Origin of the sequence: Spirosoma profusum (assembly GCF_014699005.1) — a bacterium.
GTDB classification, from domain to species: Bacteria; Bacteroidota; Bacteroidia; order Cytophagales; family Spirosomataceae; genus Spirosoma; species Spirosoma profusum.
This window is the reverse complement of sequence record NZ_JACWZY010000027.1, coordinates 41,344-61,761: the sequence shown is the minus strand read 5'-3', so window position 1 is coordinate 61,761 and position 20,418 is coordinate 41,344. Positions and strand designations below refer to the sequence as shown.

At 48.6% G+C, this 20,418-nt stretch carries 15 protein-coding genes; 11 read left to right on the top strand and 4 right to left on the bottom strand.

The window, feature by feature from the left end; translation table 11 throughout:
• Positions 1–42 precede the first annotated feature (42 nt).
• The 9 genes from IC229_RS25565 (at position 43) to IC229_RS25525 (ending at position 8,676) form a co-directional block, all read left to right on the top strand.
• The gene (locus IC229_RS25565; protein ID WP_317171634.1) at positions 43–1,449 is read left to right on the top strand and encodes a BatD family protein; all 1,407 of its coding nucleotides are present in this window, start codon (positions 43–45) and stop codon (positions 1,447–1,449) included.
• A gap of 134 nt (positions 1,450–1,583) precedes the next feature.
• Complete coding sequence (locus tag IC229_RS25560; RefSeq protein WP_190890300.1) at positions 1,584–2,390, top strand: helix-turn-helix domain-containing protein; 807 nt, start codon at positions 1,584–1,586, stop codon at positions 2,388–2,390.
• Between the two features lie 63 nt (positions 2,391–2,453).
• Positions 2,454–3,866, top strand: coding sequence for a hypothetical protein (locus tag IC229_RS25555; protein WP_190890299.1), 1,413 nt, complete (start codon positions 2,454–2,456; stop codon positions 3,864–3,866).
• Positions 3,867–3,915: 49 nt separating this feature from the next.
• Positions 3,916–4,473, top strand: a complete 558-nt coding sequence (locus tag IC229_RS25550; protein ID WP_190890297.1) for a cupin domain-containing protein — start codon at positions 3,916–3,918, stop codon at positions 4,471–4,473.
• Between the two features lie 12 nt (positions 4,474–4,485).
• Complete coding sequence (locus IC229_RS25545) at positions 4,486–5,043, top strand: DUF7010 family protein (protein ID WP_190890295.1); 558 nt, start codon at positions 4,486–4,488, stop codon at positions 5,041–5,043.
• Positions 5,044–5,267: 224 nt separating this feature from the next.
• Entirely contained in the window at positions 5,268–6,371 is a 1,104-nt protein-coding gene (gene aroC / locus IC229_RS25540) for a chorismate synthase (RefSeq protein ID WP_190890293.1), read from the top strand.
• A gap of 34 nt (positions 6,372–6,405) precedes the next feature.
• On the top strand, positions 6,406–7,062 hold the full coding sequence (locus IC229_RS25535) for a Uma2 family endonuclease (RefSeq protein ID WP_190890284.1): 657 nt from the start codon (positions 6,406–6,408) through the stop codon (positions 7,060–7,062).
• Positions 7,063–7,082: 20 nt separating this feature from the next.
• The gene (locus tag IC229_RS25530) at positions 7,083–7,658 is read left to right on the top strand and encodes a Uma2 family endonuclease (protein ID WP_190890282.1); all 576 of its coding nucleotides are present in this window, start codon (positions 7,083–7,085) and stop codon (positions 7,656–7,658) included.
• 124 nt (positions 7,659–7,782) lie between these two features.
• The gene (locus IC229_RS25525) at positions 7,783–8,676 is read left to right on the top strand and encodes an FAD:protein FMN transferase (protein WP_223834192.1); all 894 of its coding nucleotides are present in this window, start codon (positions 7,783–7,785) and stop codon (positions 8,674–8,676) included.
• A gap of 18 nt (positions 8,677–8,694) precedes the next feature.
• Here IC229_RS25525 and IC229_RS25520 read toward each other — a convergent pair whose 3' ends face one another.
• On the bottom strand, positions 8,695–10,053 hold the full coding sequence (locus IC229_RS25520; RefSeq protein WP_190890278.1) for a Gfo/Idh/MocA family protein: 1,359 nt from the start codon (positions 10,051–10,053) through the stop codon (positions 8,695–8,697).
• A 285-nt stretch (positions 10,054–10,338) separates the two neighbouring features.
• Between IC229_RS25520 and IC229_RS25515 the strand changes: the two genes are divergently transcribed.
• Positions 10,339–12,897, top strand: a complete 2,559-nt coding sequence (locus IC229_RS25515) for a GEVED domain-containing protein (RefSeq protein ID WP_190890276.1) — start codon at positions 10,339–10,341, stop codon at positions 12,895–12,897.
• A 5-nt stretch (positions 12,898–12,902) separates the two neighbouring features.
• Here the strand turns inward: IC229_RS25515 and IC229_RS25510 are convergent, their stop codons facing one another.
• Both IC229_RS25510 and IC229_RS25505 read right to left on the bottom strand, forming a co-directional pair.
• A complete protein-coding gene (locus tag IC229_RS25510; protein ID WP_190890261.1) occupies positions 12,903–14,285 on the bottom strand; it encodes an APC family permease in 1,383 nt (460 codons plus the stop codon).
• 483 nt (positions 14,286–14,768) lie between these two features.
• Positions 14,769–15,104, bottom strand: a complete 336-nt coding sequence (locus IC229_RS25505) for a LytTR family transcriptional regulator DNA-binding domain-containing protein (protein ID WP_190890259.1) — start codon at positions 15,102–15,104, stop codon at positions 14,769–14,771.
• 691 nt (positions 15,105–15,795) lie between these two features.
• On the opposite strand from IC229_RS25505, the gene IC229_RS25500 reads away from it, so the two are divergent.
• A complete protein-coding gene (locus IC229_RS25500) occupies positions 15,796–17,466 on the top strand; it encodes an RICIN domain-containing protein (protein WP_190890257.1) in 1,671 nt (556 codons plus the stop codon).
• Between the two features lie 51 nt (positions 17,467–17,517).
• Here IC229_RS25500 and treY read toward each other — a convergent pair whose 3' ends face one another.
• Positions 17,518–20,304, bottom strand: a complete 2,787-nt coding sequence (gene treY, locus IC229_RS25495; RefSeq protein WP_190890256.1) for a malto-oligosyltrehalose synthase — start codon at positions 20,302–20,304, stop codon at positions 17,518–17,520.
• Positions 20,305–20,418: the final 114 nt, after the last annotated feature.

Sequence of the window (20,418 nt, the reverse complement as noted above, 5' to 3'; positions counted from 1 at the left end):
CTTGTAATATTCCGCAAAACATTTGTATTATATTTTTTTAATGTGCTAGTTTCTCTGGCGCAAGTGTCTGATAATGGCCCATCTATCGAATTAGGAACAACTACTTTTCCGATTGAACGGCCCTTTGCGATTTCGGTCATCATTCCCAATAGCGAAACCCGGGCTACGGTCCACTTTCCAGACATCGATGGCTTCACCAAAAAAGGGATTTTGACGAGTACTACGTCGAGCGAAGTGGCTGGAGAAAACGTAGTGTCTCAGGTTATTACGCAGAACTATCAGGCCCGCGCTCCCGGCCGGTTTCGGCTGCCTCCATTTAAGATTACTGTTAATGATAAAACCGTTGAATCTGAAGGAGCAATCCTGGTTGTACAACCGGCAGCCGGAACCCAGAATGTCGCTGGTAGCCAGCTGACTACCAAGGATATTACGCCTAACGGAGCCGCTTTTTTGTCGCTACGTACCTCGAAGAATACTATCTTCTCCGGCGAAGGCGTTGCCATGACTTTATCGTTTTTCGTGGCAGATAATTACCCTTATGTCCTCAATTTTGTAGCGCTTGACCGGCAATTGCAGGTAATCACCAAAAAAATTCGCCCGACTAATGCCTGGGAAGAAAATCTGCCAATTAATGACTTAAAACCAATTCCAGTAACGATTAAAGGAAAGAAGTTTCGGGAATTTCGACTCTATCAATCGGTCTTTTTTCCGCTGTCTAACCAGTCACTACGTATACCGTCGGTGTCGCTGCAACTGGCTCGCCCACGACCAGTTATCGGACCACCATCGCCAAAGACCGACATGGTTACGTTTGCCAATAAACCCGTTCAGGTTACTGTTAAATTATTGCCTAAACATCCGCTACGTGGTCGGGTGCCGGTTGGCGAATTTCGGCTGGAGGAAAGTCTGGAGCGGCAACATATGGCAATTGGCAAAAGTGTGCGTTACGCCTTTACCATTGCGGGCGAAGGAAATATTGCTACGTTATCCGCTCCGACACTTCTGAACCCGAACGCCGAACTCGATATATTTCCACCCGAAGAGCGGCACACTATCAATCATAATGGGCATCAAATAACTGGTCAGAAGACGTTTACGTATTTTCTGGTACCGCATCAGAATGGCTCGTTACCGCTGGCTAATCGCTTTCAATGGATTTATTTCGATCCGAAAAAAGCCCGCTACGATACGTTACTTCCTCAGTTCCGGTTGCAGGTGGGCGGTGGCGACGTAGCAGCATCGGGTAAGGACGTATCAGCTACGAACGTAGCGGGTATAAATGGGGAAGCTCCGCTAGTAGTTGCCTCCGGAAATTCGCTGTACGCCGGTATCGAAACGATGGATAGTACGCAGCAATCGATACCTGTTTCGGCACTGATTCGGGCGGTGGCGAACGTACTGATTATCATAATGCTTCTGGGAATGATTGTCGTTTTTATCAGGAAGTAATCCTTGCTGTTGAGTGGGTTATATTCCTGACAACTCATTTCAACGGTAACTTTTTCCGTTTCAACCGATTTGGCACTGGTCGTGTCTGAAACGTAGCGCAATTTCATGCTACGTATCAAATGTTACCCCTGTCAATGGAACAGTCGAACTATACAACACCACAGCCGGGCCTTGGCCATATGATTCAGGGTTTTTGGCAGGTTGAACGTAGTAACACAGCTCCCGTAAGCGAAACCATCATTCCGACGGGCGTTGTTGAAATCATTTTTAATCTCAACAGTGCTTCTATCCATTCGCAGGTGGGTGAAAAGTACTATCAGCTGCCCCGCTGCTTCATTAATGGATTTAATACCCAGCCTATTGAACAGCAGATTCCTGGCCATCAGACTTTCTTTGGCGTAGCGCTTCACACAACAGCCGTCAAACGGTTGTTTAATATTACTGCCGACGATTTTGCCGACTCCTGCACCGATATGACGCTGGTTGATACGTCGCTCAATTCGCTCTGGCACCAGCTCGCTGATCAATCGACGTTTGCAGAACGGGTACAGATTTTGTCCGATGTTTTTACCCGGCGAATGACGCGTATCGATGCGCAGGAACAGGCTTTTAATCGCTTTATCAGTGGTTACACAAACAGTACGTTGTCGGTGGCTCAGGTAGCGGATTTGCTGTGCTATTCGCCCCGGCAGCTATCCCGCAAGCTTCGGGCGTTGACCGGATTGAACACTGAGGAAAATCTGCTGTACAAAAAATACCTGCACGCTCTTGAGTTAATCCACCATTCGCCCCTGTCGCTCACGCAGGTTGCGTACACCTGCCAGTTTACCGACCAGTCGCATTTCAACAAGACTTTCAAATCGTTCACCGGTTTAACTCCCCGCGAATACCGTAACCGGAAAAGTCAACTTGTCGGGCACCTGTTTGAGAATGTCCGTTAAATACAAGTTTTGGGGGTAGGTGCTTCGGACCTTTGTAGCGCAACAAATGCTAAACAAACGGTCATGAAAACAATCACACAAACCCCAACTTTCACTAGCTACGTTCGGCTGATAAGTTGTAATACGTATCAGTCACTACGTTCTGCTTCCTTACTTTTTGGCTTGCTGATTTTGCTTTCGCTGGCTTCCTGCAAGAAAACGATCGACGTAGTAACGCTTGGGCAGCCAGGTAACGTACCGACCCAAAATCAGAACCGTCCCGGTCAGGTATACCCAGTAGGAAAAACGCTGGAAACCCCCATTACAACCACCATCGGCCCGGCAGGCGGAATGCTCACTTCTGCCGACAAACGGCTGACCATCAACGTACCGGCTGGTGCGGTCGAGACGGCGCAGCAGTTTAGTATTCAGCCAATTAGTAGCACCGGACCACAGTCGTTGGGAAACGCGTTTCGACTTTCACCACACGGTGTTACGTTCAAAAAACCTGTAACTCTTCGTGTTACGTACGACCCTGCTACGTTGTCGGGAACGGTGGCCGAGGTGCTGGCGCTGGCTTACCAGAATGAGAAAGGTATCTGGATGCTGGCGGCCAAAGGCAAGGTAGACACCGTGGCGCACACGGTTAGTGTGGAAACAACGCACTTCAGCGACTGGGCCATACTGGAACGGGCCAAACTGCTTCCCGAAATTGGTTTTGTGAAGCCCGGCGAGAAACTGGGTCTTGAGGTGATGGTGCTGGACGACAATCTTTTAGTACCCATGACTACGGATACCGAAGTGCCTGCGCCGTATCAATCGCCCACGCAACTGGTAGACGTGAGTAGCTGGAAACTGGCTGGCCTGGGTACGTTAACTCCTGCCATCTGGAAAGCGTCTTATCTGGCTCCCGCGACGGTTCCTGCCCGAAATCCGGTTGCTGTGAGTATCAAATTAAACGGTCCAACCACCATCGACGGTAAACCTTTCGGAGAATTGTGGCTGGTATCGACTATCTACGTTGGTGAAGAAGGATTAATGTATCGCATCAATGGCGGCAAATGGGTACATACAATTTCGCCACAGGGTGTTCAGGTGCTAAACACACCCGCCGGTAAATTGCTGAACATGAATAGTGGAATAACTGCCGACGGAAACAACTTGGGTGTAACCATTCAGTCGCTTCAACCGCCGGTAGAGTCGGATGAGCTTTCCATGATTACCTATTCGGGTATGAATATGCCCTGGACACCCGATGGTTCAGGAGCCATGTTCAATCTGGCTGACGCGAAAGCCCGAACGAATTACAAGCACTTTTATCACGTCGGGAAGGTCGTTTATCCTAGCCCTGGCGGCATTACGTTTTATCAGTTTGGCAAAGCGGGCGGTTATGTTATCGGCAAGTTTGAGATCGGAAAAGGTGAAGGTTTCAACGAACAGGGTTCGGTCGGTACCGTACGTATTGAGGGCCATTTCAGAATAAAACGGGCAAATTAGTCTTTCAACAGACAGTCAATAAAACAGAAACAACAAATCAATTACCATTATGAACTACACATTGCCGCATACCATCGAAAATCACACTGGTGAAAAAATCATTTTCAAAGGCATCCGCCACGAGTCAGACGGCGACGTATTGTATGGAGAAAATTTTGTGCAGCCTGGCAGCGGACCACCCATGCACACGCACTGGCTACAGGACGAAGGATTTATGGTGCTGGAAGGACGTATCGCCTACCAGATAGCCGACCAACCCGTTCAGTACGCGAATCCCGGCGAATCACTGGTGTTCAAACGCGGAGTTCCGCACCGGTTCTGGAACGCCGGCTCCGACGTACTGCATTGCGCTGCCTGGCTGAAACCGGCTAATACCATTGTTTTCTTCCTCAGCAGCATTTACGCGGCTCAGAACAAATCCGGCAAACCTCAACCCGAACTCTTCGACGGAGCTTACCTGATGACTCGCTACGCAAGCGAGTACGATATGACTGAGATACCGGGTTTTGTGAAGAAAGTAGTTATGCCCGTGGTGTATCGGATTGGTAAACTGCTGAATAAATACGAGCATTTCAAAAATGCGCCACAACCCATCAAGGTACGTTAACCGCACCCACTCATGGACTTTGCCCAACAACTCGATCAGGAACGGCGACGATTCCTTATTCAAAGTAATGGTGGTATTTCACTACCGGCCGCAGGAGCCCTTTACTGGCTTGCTCTTGGCATCGCCGGCTTCTGGCTTTCTCCCGGTCGGTGGATGCTGGTGGCTTTCATAGCTAGCGGCCTCATTTTTCCGCTGGGGCTGGCGCTGCAAAAACCCCTCAAAACAAGTATCACAACCAAATCACCTTTGTCAAGCTTAATCGGTCCGGCGCTGATCGCTATGATGCTCAGTTGGCCGGTCACGATTGCAGCGTCGGGCGTAAATAAGTCGCTGGTGCCACTCGCATTAGCCATTGGGATGAGTTTATACTGGCCGGTCATTGGCTGGCTGTTCAACAGTCGCACCTGCCTAATTCATGCCATCGGTCGCACTTTACTGGCAACGGCTCTTTGGTATTTGTTCCCGAATGATCGCTTTACGTTCATTCCCTTATGCGTAGCCCTACTCTATGGGTTGGCCATCTGGGGGTTGAAGCGGGAGGTAGCGCAAGCCCGCCTTGGTATTGTTTAGGCTAATTTTGAATGGGTAATCATACCGACGTAACGTAGCATTTACGTCGGTTGAGCCTACTCCCGAAAACGTGCTACGTATGCCCAATCTGCAAAACACGGCACACGTAGTAAACACATATACGTACCAAAAACAGGAATAGTGAACGAAGTCGGTACGTTTTAAGCCACTACCTCGTAAGACTTCACTATTTTTGAGGTCTTATTTACGTAGCGTCGGTTAGCATGAGTAGTACATACGGCACAATATTCAGAATTTCTACGTTCGGCGAGTCACATGGGCCGGGCATTGGTGTGGTGATTGATGGATGTCCGGCGGGGCTTTCGTTCGAAACTGAATTTATTCAGCACGAACTGAATCGGCGGAAGCCTGGACAGTCGCGCATTACGACCCAACGGCGCGAGGCCGATGAATTTGAGGTACTCTCAGGCGTATTTGATAACGTAACGCAGGGAACTCCGATTGCGCTCCTGATTCGGAACACGGACCAACGTAGCAAAGACTACGGCCACATTGCCGAGCAATTCCGACCTTCCCACGCCGATTATACGTATCACGCCAAATACGGCTCCCGCGATTACCGGGGCGGTGGACGTTCGTCGGCGCGGGAAACAGCCGCGCGGGTGGCCGCTGGTGCCGTAGCTAAACTATTGCTGGCTCAGCAGGGGGTTCAGATTCAGGCATACGTATCGCAGGTTGGTACGCTCAAACTCGCCAAAACGTATCAGGAACTGAATCTGGCCCTCGCCGAAGAAAACGCCGTTCGTTGTCCCGACCCCGAAACCGCCGAACGCATGTTCCAGTACATCGACGAAACCCGAAAACGGGGCGATTCTATTGGCGGTATAGTCGACTGCGTAGTGACGGGCGTACCGGCTGGCTGGGGAGAACCCGTATTCGATAAACTGCACGCCGAACTGGGGAAGGCTATGCTGAGTATCAACGCCGTAAAAGGATTTGAATACGGTAGCGGATTTGCCGGAGCCGAATTGTACGGCTCGCAGCACAACGACGAGTTTTACACCGATAGCGACGATCGCGTTCGGACGAAAACCAACCAGTCGGGCGGTATTCAGGGGGGCATCAGCAACGGAGAAGACATTTATTTCCGAACGGCGTTCAAACCCGTAGCGACCATCATGCAGGATCAGGACAGTGTAGATATTCACGGCCAACCGGTGACGGTTTCGGGCAAAGGCCGTCATGATCCCTGCGTAGTTCCGCGTGCCGTCCCGATTGTGGAAGCGATGGCGGCTCTCGTATTGGCCGATATGTATCTCCGCAATAAAGTGGCCCAGGCCGAAAAAAAGGAGGTCAGAATTTTGTAAATTTGTTATGTACCAACAATCTGTTGAAACCTCCATGCAAGCATCCTTGCTGAAACAGGCATTACAAATGCCGGATGCCTACATTTTCATTGATCGCCTGCAAGCGGCTTTGGAGCTGGAGAAAGCGACGCGCGTACATTTTTACGAAATCATTGATGAAAACCAGAAAATGGAATTCATTAATGGCGAAATCTATTACCATTCACCAGTACGTCTCAGACACAATCAGATCACCGGAAATATCTACGAACTGCTTCGCACGTATGTTCGTAAGAAAAAATTAGGACAGGTTGGTATTGAGAAATTGCTGGTCTCACTAACACGTAACGACTACGAACCAGATGTCTGTTTTTGGGACAGTGCGAAAGCTGAGCTGTTTCAACAAAAACAGGCTCAATTTCCGGCTCCTGATTTTGTTGTTGAAGTCCTCTCAGAATCGACTGCCGAAAACGACCGGGAGATAAAATATCAGGACTACGAGTCGCACGGCGTTCGAGAATACTGGATTGTTGATCCTGAAAAACAGATACTTGAACAATACGTGCTGGACGGTGAGTTTTATGAGTTGAAAATGAAAGCTGCCGATGGTATTGTTCAATGTGTAGCAATTACTGGCTTACAACTACCAGTAAAAGCATTGTTTGATGAAGAAGTCAATGCGCAAGTACTTAAGCAATTGTGGCAGGAATAACCTCTTTTTAGCCAATTAATATGGACACGACGATACGTTCATCCGCTCAACGAAAAAGCCGGTCGGCCCCGCAGACGGTAACTGAATTTGAGAAATGGATTTCTCGCCGGAAAACGGATGCGAACTACGAATTCGTTCGGGGAAGAATCATCCGTAAACCGCCCATGAAGCAGGAAGAGTTATTTATTGCCCGATTTTTGATGCGAGCCTTTGCTAAGACGCAATTATATAAACAAGGTGCCGAAATGCTGTCAGAAGGGGATGCTTATGTCGATACGTTTCGTAAGCGTATTCCGGATTTGGCCGTTTTTACGGATGAACAAATTCGGGAAGCAAAAAATGGTAAACGTTTCATGCCGCCATTAGCTATCGAAATCTTATCCGACTCCGAATCGCAAAACGACGTACTCGACAAAGTGCAGGATTATTTCGATGCGGGCGTACAACTGGTTTGGTACATAGCGCCAAAGCAGCAGAAAATCTTTTCCTACACATCGCCGGATGATATCAAGGTTTTCAAAGGGCAGGATGTTTGTTCGGCATCACCCGTTGCTCCTGATTTTTCGTTTACCATCAACGATTTATTCAACGCCTAAATTGATTCAAACTTTCAGAATATATAGCCGTTTGTGCCTTCACAAGCGGTTTTTTTGCGCCTTTTGCATCCTGATCACCAACGTAACGACAGGGCAAACTCGGTTCACATTCCATCGAGGGTTGATGGGAACGCAGTTTAACGTATTGTTCTATGCACCCGATAGCCTGATCGCACAACGCGCCTACGTAGCGGTTTCGGTACGTATAGATACGCTCAATCAGGTAATGAGCGATTACCTGGATGGTTCTGAAATCAATCGATTGTCGGCAACGGCAGGACAAGGAAAGTGGGTGCCAGTTTCCGCTGATTTATTTAACGTATTACAGAAGGCCAAAACCATTGCTCAACTCTCCAGAGGCCATTTTGACCCTACGATTGGACAACTTTCTCTGCTTTGGCGAAGGGCTGTTCGGCGGAAAGAATTCCCGGATGCGACCGTTCGCCGGAAGGCACGTAATACGGTTGGGTATAAGTTCATGGAATTGGATGGCACAACACATTCAGTACGTTTGCACCGGGCTGGAATGCGGCTGGATGTTGGTGGAATTGGGCAGGGGTTTGCGATTGACGAAGCACTACGTGCCTTGCATCAATTCGGTATTCGTGCCGCACTAATCGATATTGGGGGCGATATTCTGGCGGGCGATCCACCACCGGGTAGCGAAGGCTGGCGGGTTCAGATTGGTTCTGGGAACGTAGCAGATGCGGATACGATGACCATCTTACTCAAAAATGCGGCCATCACTACGTCGGGTGATACGTATCGTTTTCTGGAAATCAACGGTCGACGGTATTCGCACATCATGAATCCCCGTTCTGGACTCGGACTCAAGCATTTTGTGAGGGCGACAGTGCTGGCGCCAGAAGGTTATCAGGCCGATGCACTCACGAAAGTGTTTAGCGTGGCGGGACTACGTCGGAGCCGCAAACTGCTGAAGCGTTTTCCGGGAATTAAACTAATTATCCTGGAAAACAAACGGGGCCAACTGCGCAAATGGCAATCGGCCCCGTTTTAACGGAATTTATTTTATTCCCTACACCGCAATCGTTTTACCTGGAACGGCAATCTGGTAGAAACCGTCTTTGTCGGGTAGGCTTTTCGGTTGGGCATCCCAGCTAAGTTTAGCTGGGAAAAGGTCGATTTGCGAATTGAGTGCTTCTTCCCAGGTCACCACCTTGCCCGAATACGTTGCCATGCGGCCCATAATGGCCGTCATGGTACTTTTGGCGCCGTTTTCGGCATCGGCAAATTTATACTCGCCTTTGGCAATGGCTGCGAATAGTTCGTCGTGCTCAATTTGGTACGGGTCGCCGTCAGCTTTAACGTTGTGGGTATAAATCGGCTGTCCATTGTATCCCATGAGTACACTTTTCCGGCCAAAGGAATCGACCCGGCCTTTCGTACCCAGAAACATTTCATCGACTTTGCTGTACGTACCTTCGTAGTGGCGGCACTGGCTATTGATGGTGGTGCCATCGGCGTAGGTAAAATCAACGATGTGGTGATCGAAAATTTCACCGTCTTCCTTGCCGTTACGTACCTGACGGCCACCTGTACCCTGGCACGAAACCGGATACCCCTTTTTCACCCAGTTTGCTACGTCGATGTTATGAATATGCTGCTCGTTGATATGGTCGCCACAGAGCCAGTTGAAATAATACCAGTTGCGCATCTGGTAATCCATTTCGGTCTGGTTTGGTTTGCGGGGCTTGTGCCACACGCCACCACTCACCCAATAAACCTGACCACCAACGATGTCGCCCAGGGCACCGTCGTGAATACGCTTGATCATTTCGCGGTAGTTGGACTGATAATGACGCTGTAAACCAACCACTACGTTTAGTTTTTTCTTTTTGGCTTCTTCAGCAGCGGCCAAAACCCGACGAACGCCCGGCGCATCGGTGGCAACTGGTTTCTCCATGAAAATCTGCTTGCCCTGCCGAACGGCTTCCTCAAAATGGCTGGGCCGGAAACCGGGAGGTGTTGCCAGAATCACTACGTCGGCCAGCGCCATTGCCTGTTTGTAAGCATCGAAACCAACGAATTTATGGTCTTCTGGTACGTTCACTTTCGGCGATCCATCCGGCGATTTTATGTTTTTTGCCGTCAGGAAATTGTTCATGTTCTGATACGACTCATCCAAACGGTCACGGTATGCATCGGCCATCGCCACAATCTGTACGTTCTGTTTGGTGCTCATAGCTTGCTGAGCGGCCCCGGTTCCCCGGTTCCCACAGCCAATCAGGGCTACTTTAATCGTATCGTTTGCCGAGAAATGATAGCCCGGTGCAGCTTTTGTCTGGAAGGGCAAACTGCTCAGGAGTGCGCTGCCCGTCAGCAGACCAGAGGTTTTCAGAAAGTCCCGCCGGTCCTGATTCGATTCGTTGGTCATATCTATAGAAAATTTTGATTAAGAGAATTGCCTGATGAAAAGCGATTAAGACGTCGAATTTACTAGTTGTTCCGACAGGAGACACTACGTTGCGAAAAGAATAGGAATCGTATCAGCTAAAACGTTCGTAGTTTATTTTTATAAAAAGATCGTACCTAATAATAAATGATAGCTTTTAGTTTTAGTATTTTTAGTATTTATGCAGATTAGATAACTATACGTAACTTGTTGATAATAAATAACTTGTTTTATGGGCTATTTGATGAATAATAGTAACATTTACGTATGCTTAAACAGCTACTTATTCTTGTTTTATATCTATGCACGCAAATCGATGGACAACTGTTGGCTCAGCGGAAGCAGTCGCCAATAGCGCAATGCGATGTAGTTGAATTAATACCATCCGTCCGGCAAGAGGTTGAGAGACAGGCAATCATTTCGTTTCGTGCAAAACAGGCTACGCATAATGCGTTCAACACAATTACGTATGTGCCCATCCGGCCGCACATTCTGCGCCGGAGTGACGGAACTGGGGGAGCCACTATCGCCACCATCAATCAGGTTATTGCGATCACCAATCGGTATTATCTCTACAATGGATATGGAATTCAATTTTACTTTGCGGGCAGTACACCCGATTATGTCGATAATACCGACCAATATAATAGCTTCACCGACGAACGGATTGTTACTCTGGGGCACGACGATTTTACGGCACTGAATCAGTACTACGTCAACAAATTTGCGTCTGGGGCAGGCGGGTTCGCTTATTACCCGGCCAACAACATCCAGTCGACCCGCTCATTTGTGCTTAACGAACCCTCGAATATAGATGATATGGGGTATCGGCTGGTGCCGCACGAACTGGGTCATACCTTCAATCTGATTCATACGTTCGGAAATTCGGACGGCACTACGCTCACTAACGAACTGGTCACGAGAGGTCAGGGAGCCAACTGTACGGCAACCGGTGATTTGCTTTGCGATACACCTGCCGACCCAAACAATACGTCTGGTGCCAGGGTCATCTACGATGGTAATGGCTGCCCCCAATATGACCCGGCCAGTACGGCGCGTGACGCCAATAATGAACCGTACTCGCCGTCGATTACGAACCTGATGTCCTATTATTTTGCCTGCACGCATGATTTCACCCCCGGCCAATACGACCGAATGCAAATCGCACTGGCGCTACGTCAGGGACATACGGCCTACTCGCTGACGTATCCGCCCGCCAACGCTGCCGCTCCAACCAATCTGGCTGCTACGTTGCTCAACGGTGTCGTGACGCTGACCTGGCAGGATAACGCTACGAATGAAATGGGCTATTTTATCGAACGCTCTACGTCGCCAACGAGTGGCTTTTTACCAATCGGGGGAGTGGCCGCTAACATAACCACTTTTTCGGACACGAAGACGGGTAACGTTGTTACGTATTATTACCGGATTAAGCCATCCAATAATACTACAACTGGTTTTAGCACGATTGTCAGCATCAAAACGCCTACCTGTCGGCCAAGTTTTTCATCGGGTTGTTCGTCGGGTGATGGACTGGCTAAATTTCGATTTAATAACATCACTCTGAGCCAAAATTCTGGCTGTAATTCTGGTAGTTATACCTCATTTACAACCGTAACGGGTGTATTGCCCGGTCAAACGTATCCATTTTCGGGAACGTTGTTATCGGCATCGTATAAAGAAGGCGTTACCATCTGGGCCGACTTCAATCAGAATGGTAAATTCGATTCAAATGAAGAGAAAGTCTATCAGATATTAATAGCCGCTCAAAGCAATCAATTTGCAGGAACGCTAACCTTACCCGCCAGCCTGACAAGCGGTACTATACCACTCCGCATTGTGGTGAATTATAATACCATTCCGGCTGATCCATGTGGTGCCTACAACTGGGGCGAAACCGAAGATTATCTGCTTAAAATAGATAGCCCACCCGTTGCCGATCTAAGTTTGGTGCTGAATACAAATACACGTATAGCTTTTGACAATCAGCCAGTTAGTTACTCGTTAACTATACGTAACGATGGTCCGGATAACGCAACAGGTATTCAGTGGGAGAATCAGCTACCCCCCGGGATGACGTTTTTGAGCGGTTCTCCGAACGTAACGGCTTCAGCAAATGTGCTACGTTCTGCCAACAGTATTTCGCTGGCAGCCGGGCAAGGTATTACGATGACGTATCAGGTTCAGGTTACGCAGCCCGGTACGTATCGAAATTCGGTGCAGATTCTGAGCAGCGATCAGCCCGATCCCGACAGCCAGCCTGGTTCAGGAACGGGTGATGGTCAGGATGATACGGCTACGCTTGATTTCCGAACGGCTGCTTTATCCGATACGTTGTACACGTCGCCTAACCCTAATCAAACTCCCCTTCCGGCGGTGATGTCGAATCTGCCTGAACCTGATTCAACACAGGCCGATTTATCGTTGGTAATGGCCGCTGATCGACGGATTGTTTCTGTTAATCAACGGGTTAGCTTTACAATTAGTGTGCGTAACCGGGGTGGGGTTGAGGCCAGGAACGTAGTGGTGCGTGATACGCTATTTGATTTAATGCCGCTGGTTAGTTTTGCGGATGTATCTATTGTGGGGAGTGGGCCAAACTATACAATCATTGAAGCAGCAATCGATACTGTTGCCGCAAATTCGAAAGTAGACATCGTATTTAGAGCGATCGTCAAAGCTGAAGGTTATATCCGAAATGCCGCTCAAATATGGTCTGTCGATACGCCAGATCCTGATTCCCGACCCGGAGCCGCCGATCCCAGTGCTAATAATTTGAATGGCGAAGACGATGTGACCTGGATAGATTTACGGGTAATTCCCTGATACCGCTACGTTGTTGTGAAGGGCCATCGCTTTCGGATGGCTGATGAAACCAGAAAAGCGCCCGTTCCGATACCGATCACAATCAGCCCCGATGTCATAAACGCGATACCGGTTGAGAAGTAAATGAACAGCCATACGCTGATAGCCAGTAGCACTGGCAAGGGATAAAGGGGCATCCGAAACGGGAACGTAGTATTGGCACGACGGTTGTGAAGCATGAGCAATCCAATAGCCTGACCAATAAACTGGATAAGGATACGCATGGCCAGAATCGCCGTTATTACGTCGCCCAGCCGAAACAGCAAACTAAATAGGAAGCCTAATCCGCCCAGAAAAAGCAGTGATACGTACGGAAACTGTCGGGTAGGATGTAGTCTAGCGAAAATCGGAAAGAATTGCCCATCGGCCGCAGCCGCATACGGCACCCGCGAATAACCAAGCAATACGGCAAACAGCGACGAGAAAGCCACTAATAAAACGAGTACTGTGGCCAGTCGGGCCGCACCAGGTCCATACAACGTTTCAACGAACGTACTGACAATGAAATCACTATTCTGAGCAATTTGCCAGGGTACTACGCTTACTACGCTTATATTCATGAGCAGATACAGTCCCGCAATGCCAACGATAGAAATAAACATGCTTGCCGGAATGTTACGGGCCGGTTGCTTGATTTCGCTGCCCAGATGGCAAACGTTGTAGTAGCCTAAATAGCAGTAGATAGTCTTAACAGAAGCATGGCCTAATCCCGTAGCCAGCAATCCGCCACTCACCGAACTCATACCCTCGAACGTAGTAGCGAGCGGAATACGGGCATTACTCAATCCGCCAACAATTATCCAGCCCAGCGTGAGCAGTACTGCTCCCCACATCACCAGCCCTATTTTTCCAATCGAGTCAATTTTTCGATAGAGCAGAACGATGATTACCAGTACGATACCGCCCGATACCGCTTTACGTTGCCACTCTTCCAGTGGAATCAGGTATGATGCATATTGGGCAAATCCGATGGCACCGGATGCCACGACCAGCGGTGCCTGAATCAGCGTTTGCCAGACGTAGAGAAATGAGAGCAGTCGCCCCCAGCGTTGCTCACCGTAGGAGATTTTCAAAAAATTATAGCTGCCCCCGGCCTGCGGAAACGCTGCTCCCAACTCGGCCCAGATAAACGCGTCGATTATCGAAACCACGGCCCCCAATATCCAGGCCCACAGAAAATGCGGCCCGCCCAACGTTTTGATAACCAGTGGCAATACCACAAAAGGGCCAATGCCCACCATATCAATCATGTTCAGTGCCGTGCCCTGTAATAAAGTCAGCCGACGGGGTAAGGCCTGTTCTGGAGTTGGTGAGTTTTGATCGGATGACGGAGGTGTAGAATTAGTCAATAGCGTAAGAAAGCAGGACGAATGAAAACGATTAATCGGACTATCGGGCAACGGAGAGGAATGGCCTAAAAGTTCGGTTTTCGACGTGTTTTCTGTTGCAAATGGCTATAAAAAAGCATCGCTGCCGATACGTTACCAGCAGCGATGTTCCTGGTTTTATTAATGAGAGGATACAGTCATCTCGGTTTTGATACCAGTCCCTTAAATTGCTTTATGAGGTTATCCAAAGCGTCAAAATGATAAATTGATAGGTAAAATCACCGCTGGAGCGAATGACAGTTTGGTTAACAAACAGGGACTAGTCATAAAAAAAGTCAACAATTACCAGGGGTTAGTTTATGCCCTGACTAAAAGTCTTTAGGATTTAGTCAAGGCTAAAGTGAATGGTACCATACAGCTAGCAACGCAACGGCTTGTCTGCCAGAGCAAGATCATTGCATTCTATTAGACTGGTAGACAAATCCTTGATCGCCCAAACCTGGATTAGCCTTTAATCTGGCGTAACAACTGTCTTACCTCACGGATGCGCCGACGTGAAACCACCACAGTCTGCCTATTGCCCCAGCGTTCCAGTACCACAATCATCTGTTTAGCAGCAAGCCTTTGCCAACCCACGATCAATGTAGGATCAACCGCCAACTGTTTGTTGAGCCGCAACAGATAGGGATAGCGTTGGCAGACTTTGCACAGGGTGATGGCCAACAAATACTGACTGCCGTTATGAAAATGCAGATGGGTATAGTTGCCTTCTGCCAGCAGCCAGCTCACCTGGGGTGTGCCATCGGGTATATGAGGTTTTAAGTGAGGAGTCGATTTCATGCCTGAAAGAGGAACTATTATCGTAAATAGACTTGAGATGAGGCTAAATGAGCCGGTCCTGACTGTCGCCATTGTCCATCTAGCGTTACGACCAGGTACTGGTCGTTTCTTCGACTTGGGAATGAATGTACAAGAGTGGGCCTGTGGAACTGGCCAGTAACGTTAAACGAGTCCATAGGCATCAGGTTAAAAGAGGAGTTCGGGAAACCGCTTCAGATCATCGAAAACTGATTAACCAAAGTGAGGCTAAACCACTCTGCAAGTCTAGCCGACGGCAGACAGAAAGAGGTGGACTCTGGTGCCAAAAAGGTGGACTACTGTTTCAAGAGACGAAAATTGGTCGGAGAAAGGCCAATTTATACCGAAAAGAGCGGACATACTTCCGTCAGCTCTTCGATTTCTGCTATGATAGATGCAACTTCAGTAGACTTTATTTCTTATCAGGTGGTTATAGACTCTCACATGATGCTCCTCAAAATGAAAGAGTTTTCATGTATCTGCTTCTTAACCGGGATATTTCGCAGGTTAGGTGAAATTAGTAAATTAAGCCCCAAAGAGACTCACCTCTAACTCCCGTAGAGTAGGGGTAACTATCTATGGAAGAGTTGAGAGAATGTTGCTCGCAGTTCATGAAAGTCACCGGCTTCGGTTAAGAATAGGTCATTTAGTCAATCCGTAACCCTAACTGGCTATGAAAAAAAGTCTATTTCTCTGCTTAATTGCGGGTATACCGCTGTTCCTGCCCGGAAATGAAAATTCAGATAGCTTTCAGTCAGCTCCACTGGTAGAAAACACGGCTTCAGCCCAAACAGCGGTTCAACTTCCTGATTACGGCATGTACACACTTTCCTGTGTAACCGGTGGCAAATTCATGGAAGTGACAGGTAATCTGCTCTATAACGAGAAATTTAATGACCAGCGCAAGATTGGGCAAAATGCCGCATCCATTACAACGGGTGAAACAGATGGCTGGCAGCAATGGTACGTTATCTACAAATTGACCGTTGGCGATGTTAGGTATTACCACATTCGCAATGTATTCAGCGGAAAAGTCTTAGAAGTTCCTAAGGGTACAACGGTAGTCGGCACACAACTCCAGCAGGCTTCAGAATCGTCTACTGTGGCCGATAAACAGCTTTGGCGATTGGAGCGGATTGATACCTGTTGCACTCGTATTATCAACAAAAGCAATGGTCTGGCCATAACCAATGCTGACGCTTCGACCCATAACGGTAAGGCTATTGTCCAGGAAATCGCCGGTACCGGCGATAAACAAAAATGGGTATTTACGCCCCAAACAGCCGATACGTATCGCGACGACCAGATCGTACGGTTCTTTAATCGGAACCAGAAATCGCAGGGAGCCGTCGCATTTGACGAGGGCACCAGCATACCACTTACCTGGGGTGCCAACAAAGGAAAAGTGCTTTGGGTAACTCAGGATGCCTGGGACGGCAGCTCGTTACAGGCCAATGGAAAATTCGACTGTAATCATTTCTTTAGTTATGGAAACTCCATTTTGATTCAGCCATCGGCAACGAACTGGGACAACACCGCCACGCCCAGCATGACGATCAACAATAGCGCTCAGGGGCGCCCCAAACAGATTTGTAATATCCAGCCCAACAACACCTTTGCCTGGCCCGGTCCCGGTGTTGAAATAGATAACCTCGTGTACCTACAGTGTAGTGAAGGAAGAGGGCTGGATCCTACCAATCAATCGCTTTATATTCTCACTCAAAGTACTGGAAACCAGTGGTCGGTAATCCGAACTACGCCCGCCGGAATGAGTGGCCAGGCTGCTATTAATTACGCAAATGGTATGGTAAAAGCAACCGATGGGTATATCTATTCGTTTGGTTCGCACTATACAGGGTTTGGTTATAGCTCGAACCTGTATGTAGCCCGTTTTCCGCTAAGCAATCCTCAATCCTGGACATTCTGGAATGGTACTACCTGGGATAGCAAACCGGTTACCGGCACTACTTCCCGCATAACGGATGGTTTGGGTAGCAGCTATGTGGCGTACCTGAATGGAAAATACATCCTGGTGACAATGGACCAAGGTTTCAATTGTGATTCCTCCCGCGCTATATATATCGCTACAGCTAACAGTCCAACAGGGCCCTTTACAGCTCGTAAAAAGGTGTATAGTATTAAAGAGTATCTATATGGTAAGTATGCCAGATACTATACACCCGCTATTCACCCACAAGCAGTTAATGGTCGGAACGAGTTGCTAGTTACGTATTGCCTAAATTACTCAGCTTGTGGAGTCAAGGAATGTCTGAACGGGTTTCTTGATCCCTATTTTTATCGGGTCAAAGGAATTCGGATACCCTACTCGAAAATCGGATTATAAATCGATTTTGAGCGTGTTCCGCGGAGTGCCAGCGCTACGTTCAGAAAGTAGCTAGTTTAGTTTGATAATAGCCAGGGGCAAAAAGGTAAACAGGTCGGTCAATAAAATCCCGTTTTCAGCACTACCTGCTACGTCTATGAGTCGGTGCCACCACTGAACAGGCGCTTTGTCGGGTAAAACGATTCGGGTGTTCCCCCAATTCAGCGATACTACGTCGGTTTTCTGCTCCTGACACAGTTGAGCAATTCCTAATGGAACCGCTACTACGTACCAGTCTCGCTGATAGCGCCGGGCAAAGGACAATACGTTCTGTTTATAACGTCCTTCGATCTGGAGAGGAACGTAGTGCCCATTCGCAAACAGGTCGGCCTGTAACTTCCGTTCGTTCAGGAGTATATGTACCAGCCAGAGTTTAATCCGGGAATCGTAGCGATGTTTCCATAAGTCGTCCCATTGATCGACCGTGTCACGTCCTGTCAACTCCTCCAGCCAACCCTGACGCTGATCATAATCGACAGGCCGCCGATTGTCGGGGTCGACCAAACTCAAGTCCCAGCCTTCGCAGCCCTGATACACGTCTGGTACGCCGGGACAGGTAAATTTTAGTATCACCTGCGCTAAAGAGTTGATAATTCCCAGGTCGGTTATACGTCGACAAAATGGCTCAAACCGCTCCCAGAAAGGCTTTTTCTGCTCTAGTAACTGACGGGCAAATGCTTTGGTCGCTTCTTCGTAGGCTTCATTGGGTTCGGTGTATGTCGAATTACGTTTCGCTTCACGTAGCGCTTTTTGCAAATATTCGCCCAGCCGCTCTGCGAAGTTTTGTTCGTCCTGACCGGGTAAAAAAGCACTACGTTCTGAGTCACCCGAAGAGTTGACCGTAGGCATTGGATAAGCACCTACCAATGTTTGATAAATGAAATACTCATCGTTCACATCGGGGGCATCTCCTTCGGTCCCATCCATTCCAGGTACGTTCTTTTTCTTAAGATCGCGGGCGAGTTGCTGCCAGGCTTCAACTTCGGTAAACCATTCGTCGGCCAAATCGGTCAGTACGTTCAACCGACTGCGTACATCTTCGCCCCGCTTGGTGTCGTGGGTCGACGTAGCGTTCAGCGACAACGGCCAATTAGTCAGTCGATCAAGCATATGCTGGTGAAAGTCTTTGACATTCAGTCCAAAGAACTCCGGGGAGTCACCCACTTCGTCATGCCCAATAAAGCGGGTATAGGTGTACATGAGCGTGTCTTCCACTCCTTTGGCCATCAGCGGACCGGTAAATTGCATACAGCGCTGATAGAAACGTAGTGCCCGGCTGTTGTAGTCGCCATCGCCCGCTAGTGGCTTGGTCAGTAATACGTCTTCCAGTAGGTCAGCTGCTGGTTTAAGACTTGGTTTACGGGTACGAACCCGCTCCAAAATGGCCTGTATTGCGTCTGTTTCGCTTTTTTCCAGCGGCAGGCAATTGCCGTAGTAGCGGTAGACTGGGCACTGAATCAGAAACTCACGGATGGCGCCTTTCAACGTATCATCGGGTAAAGCGGCTAACTCTTTCTCTTCGATTAGGTTCAATTCCTGAAACAACCGAGTAAGATTAGCCAGCTCACCCCGCATGTGTTCATCAAGAATGTACGCTTTTTTGTCGTGCAACTCGCGTGAGATAACCTGCTTTTCGCCCAATAACTTCGTATAAAACTGGGTGAACTTTTGCTGGCTGCCCGTTTGGGTAAACAGGTTATTAACCTGAGCTAGAAACTGATATCCCGTTTCACCCTGAATGGGCCAGTTGGAGGGAAGGGCTTCGCCTGCTTCCAGAATTTTCTCAACTACGATATAGGCATCCTCACCCGCCATTTCCCGAAGTTGTTCCAGATACCGGCTGGGATCGTGTAAGCCATCGATATGATCGACGCGCAATCCCTGAATTACGCCTGTTTTCAGCAGATTTTTCGTGTGCTCATGGGCATGCTCAAAAACAACTGGGTTCTGGATATTCAGGCAAATCAGGCTGTTGACCGTAAAGAAACGTCGGTAGTTAATCTGCCAATCGGTTTCGCCGTGAAAGCATAAGCGATACACCTGCTCATCAAGCACTTGCTGAAGCAAAGCAGAATCGGTATTCACGGTTTTCAGGCAGGCACGCAGGTAGGATTTAGCCTCAGCATCGTTGAGCAGTTCAGCCAGTTTTAGCTGCCATTCCTGGCTACGAAGGCTGTACGTAGTGGCATCGTTCACCTGATCCAGTTCGGGCAATTGTTCCATCAGGCGCTGGATGGCCTTACTGGATTTATCTTCAGTCGCTTGCAAAAAGCTGGTGTAGGAGCGCAGATGGATCGGATAAGCGGTGTCGTAATACGTCATTACCAGTCGTTTATCCTGCCAGGCTACAGCCAGTTCGCCGTTCTGAATCACTTCTTCCAGCGGATTACCCAAAAACGGAACCATCAGTCGGCCTTCGTAAACCGGACTGGTCCAGTCAATGTCAAAGAAGCAGTTGAAAATCGACCGCTCTCCTTTTTCCAGTACGTCCATTAGCCAGCCGTTAGACGGATCAAAGGCCATGTGATTAGGTACGATATCCTGTATCCAGCCAATGCCCCGTTCCGACAATTGCTTATGAATGCGGGTCAACTGGGCCTGGGTGCCAATTTCAGGGTTGATCCGCTCTGGATTCACTACGTCGTAGCCATGCTGGCTACCCGCAACCGAACCCAAAATGGGAGACGCATAAATCGTTCGAATACCAAGCTTATCCAGATACGGAATGATACGTTCAAATTGACTGAATGTAAACTCTTTATGAAATTGAATTCGATACGTAGCAACCGGATTATTCATGAGATAGGTAGTAGATAATCAGCATTTCAGTGGGTAAAATCATTGAGTCATTCATAGATATAGAGTCGACAGACGTAGCAGCCACTGCGGCTCGGCCGAATCGATTAGTTTCTG

What these genes read in the sequence shown, in the direction of transcription:
- IC229_RS25530 (WP_190890282.1), top strand. Translation starts at nt 7,083, where the DNA reads ATGGACACGACGATACGTTCATCCGCTCAACGAAAAAGCCGGTCGGCC.
- aroC (WP_190890293.1), top strand. Translation starts at nt 5,268, where the DNA reads ATGAGTAGTACATACGGCACAATATTCAGAATTTCTACGTTCGGCGAG.
- IC229_RS25545 (WP_190890295.1), top strand. Translation starts at nt 4,486, where the DNA reads ATGGACTTTGCCCAACAACTCGATCAGGAACGGCGACGATTCCTTATT.
- IC229_RS25500 (WP_190890257.1), top strand. Translation starts at nt 15,796, where the DNA reads ATGAAAAAAAGTCTATTTCTCTGCTTAATTGCGGGTATACCGCTGTTC.
- IC229_RS25520 (WP_190890278.1), bottom strand. Translation starts at nt 10,053, where the DNA reads ATGACCAACGAATCGAATCAGGACCGGCGGGACTTTCTGAAAACCTCT.
- IC229_RS25560 (WP_190890300.1), top strand. Translation starts at nt 1,584, where the DNA reads ATGGAACAGTCGAACTATACAACACCACAGCCGGGCCTTGGCCATATG.
- IC229_RS25505 (WP_190890259.1), bottom strand. Translation starts at nt 15,104, where the DNA reads ATGAAATCGACTCCTCACTTAAAACCTCATATACCCGATGGCACACCC.
- IC229_RS25515 (WP_190890276.1), top strand. Translation starts at nt 10,339, where the DNA reads ATGCTTAAACAGCTACTTATTCTTGTTTTATATCTATGCACGCAAATC.
- IC229_RS25550 (WP_190890297.1), top strand. Translation starts at nt 3,916, where the DNA reads ATGAACTACACATTGCCGCATACCATCGAAAATCACACTGGTGAAAAA.
- IC229_RS25555 (WP_190890299.1), top strand. Translation starts at nt 2,454, where the DNA reads ATGAAAACAATCACACAAACCCCAACTTTCACTAGCTACGTTCGGCTG.
- treY (WP_190890256.1), bottom strand. Translation starts at nt 20,304, where the DNA reads ATGAATAATCCGGTTGCTACGTATCGAATTCAATTTCATAAAGAGTTT.
- IC229_RS25525 (WP_223834192.1), top strand. Translation starts at nt 7,783, where the DNA reads ATGGGAACGCAGTTTAACGTATTGTTCTATGCACCCGATAGCCTGATC.
- IC229_RS25535 (WP_190890284.1), top strand. Translation starts at nt 6,406, where the DNA reads ATGCAAGCATCCTTGCTGAAACAGGCATTACAAATGCCGGATGCCTAC.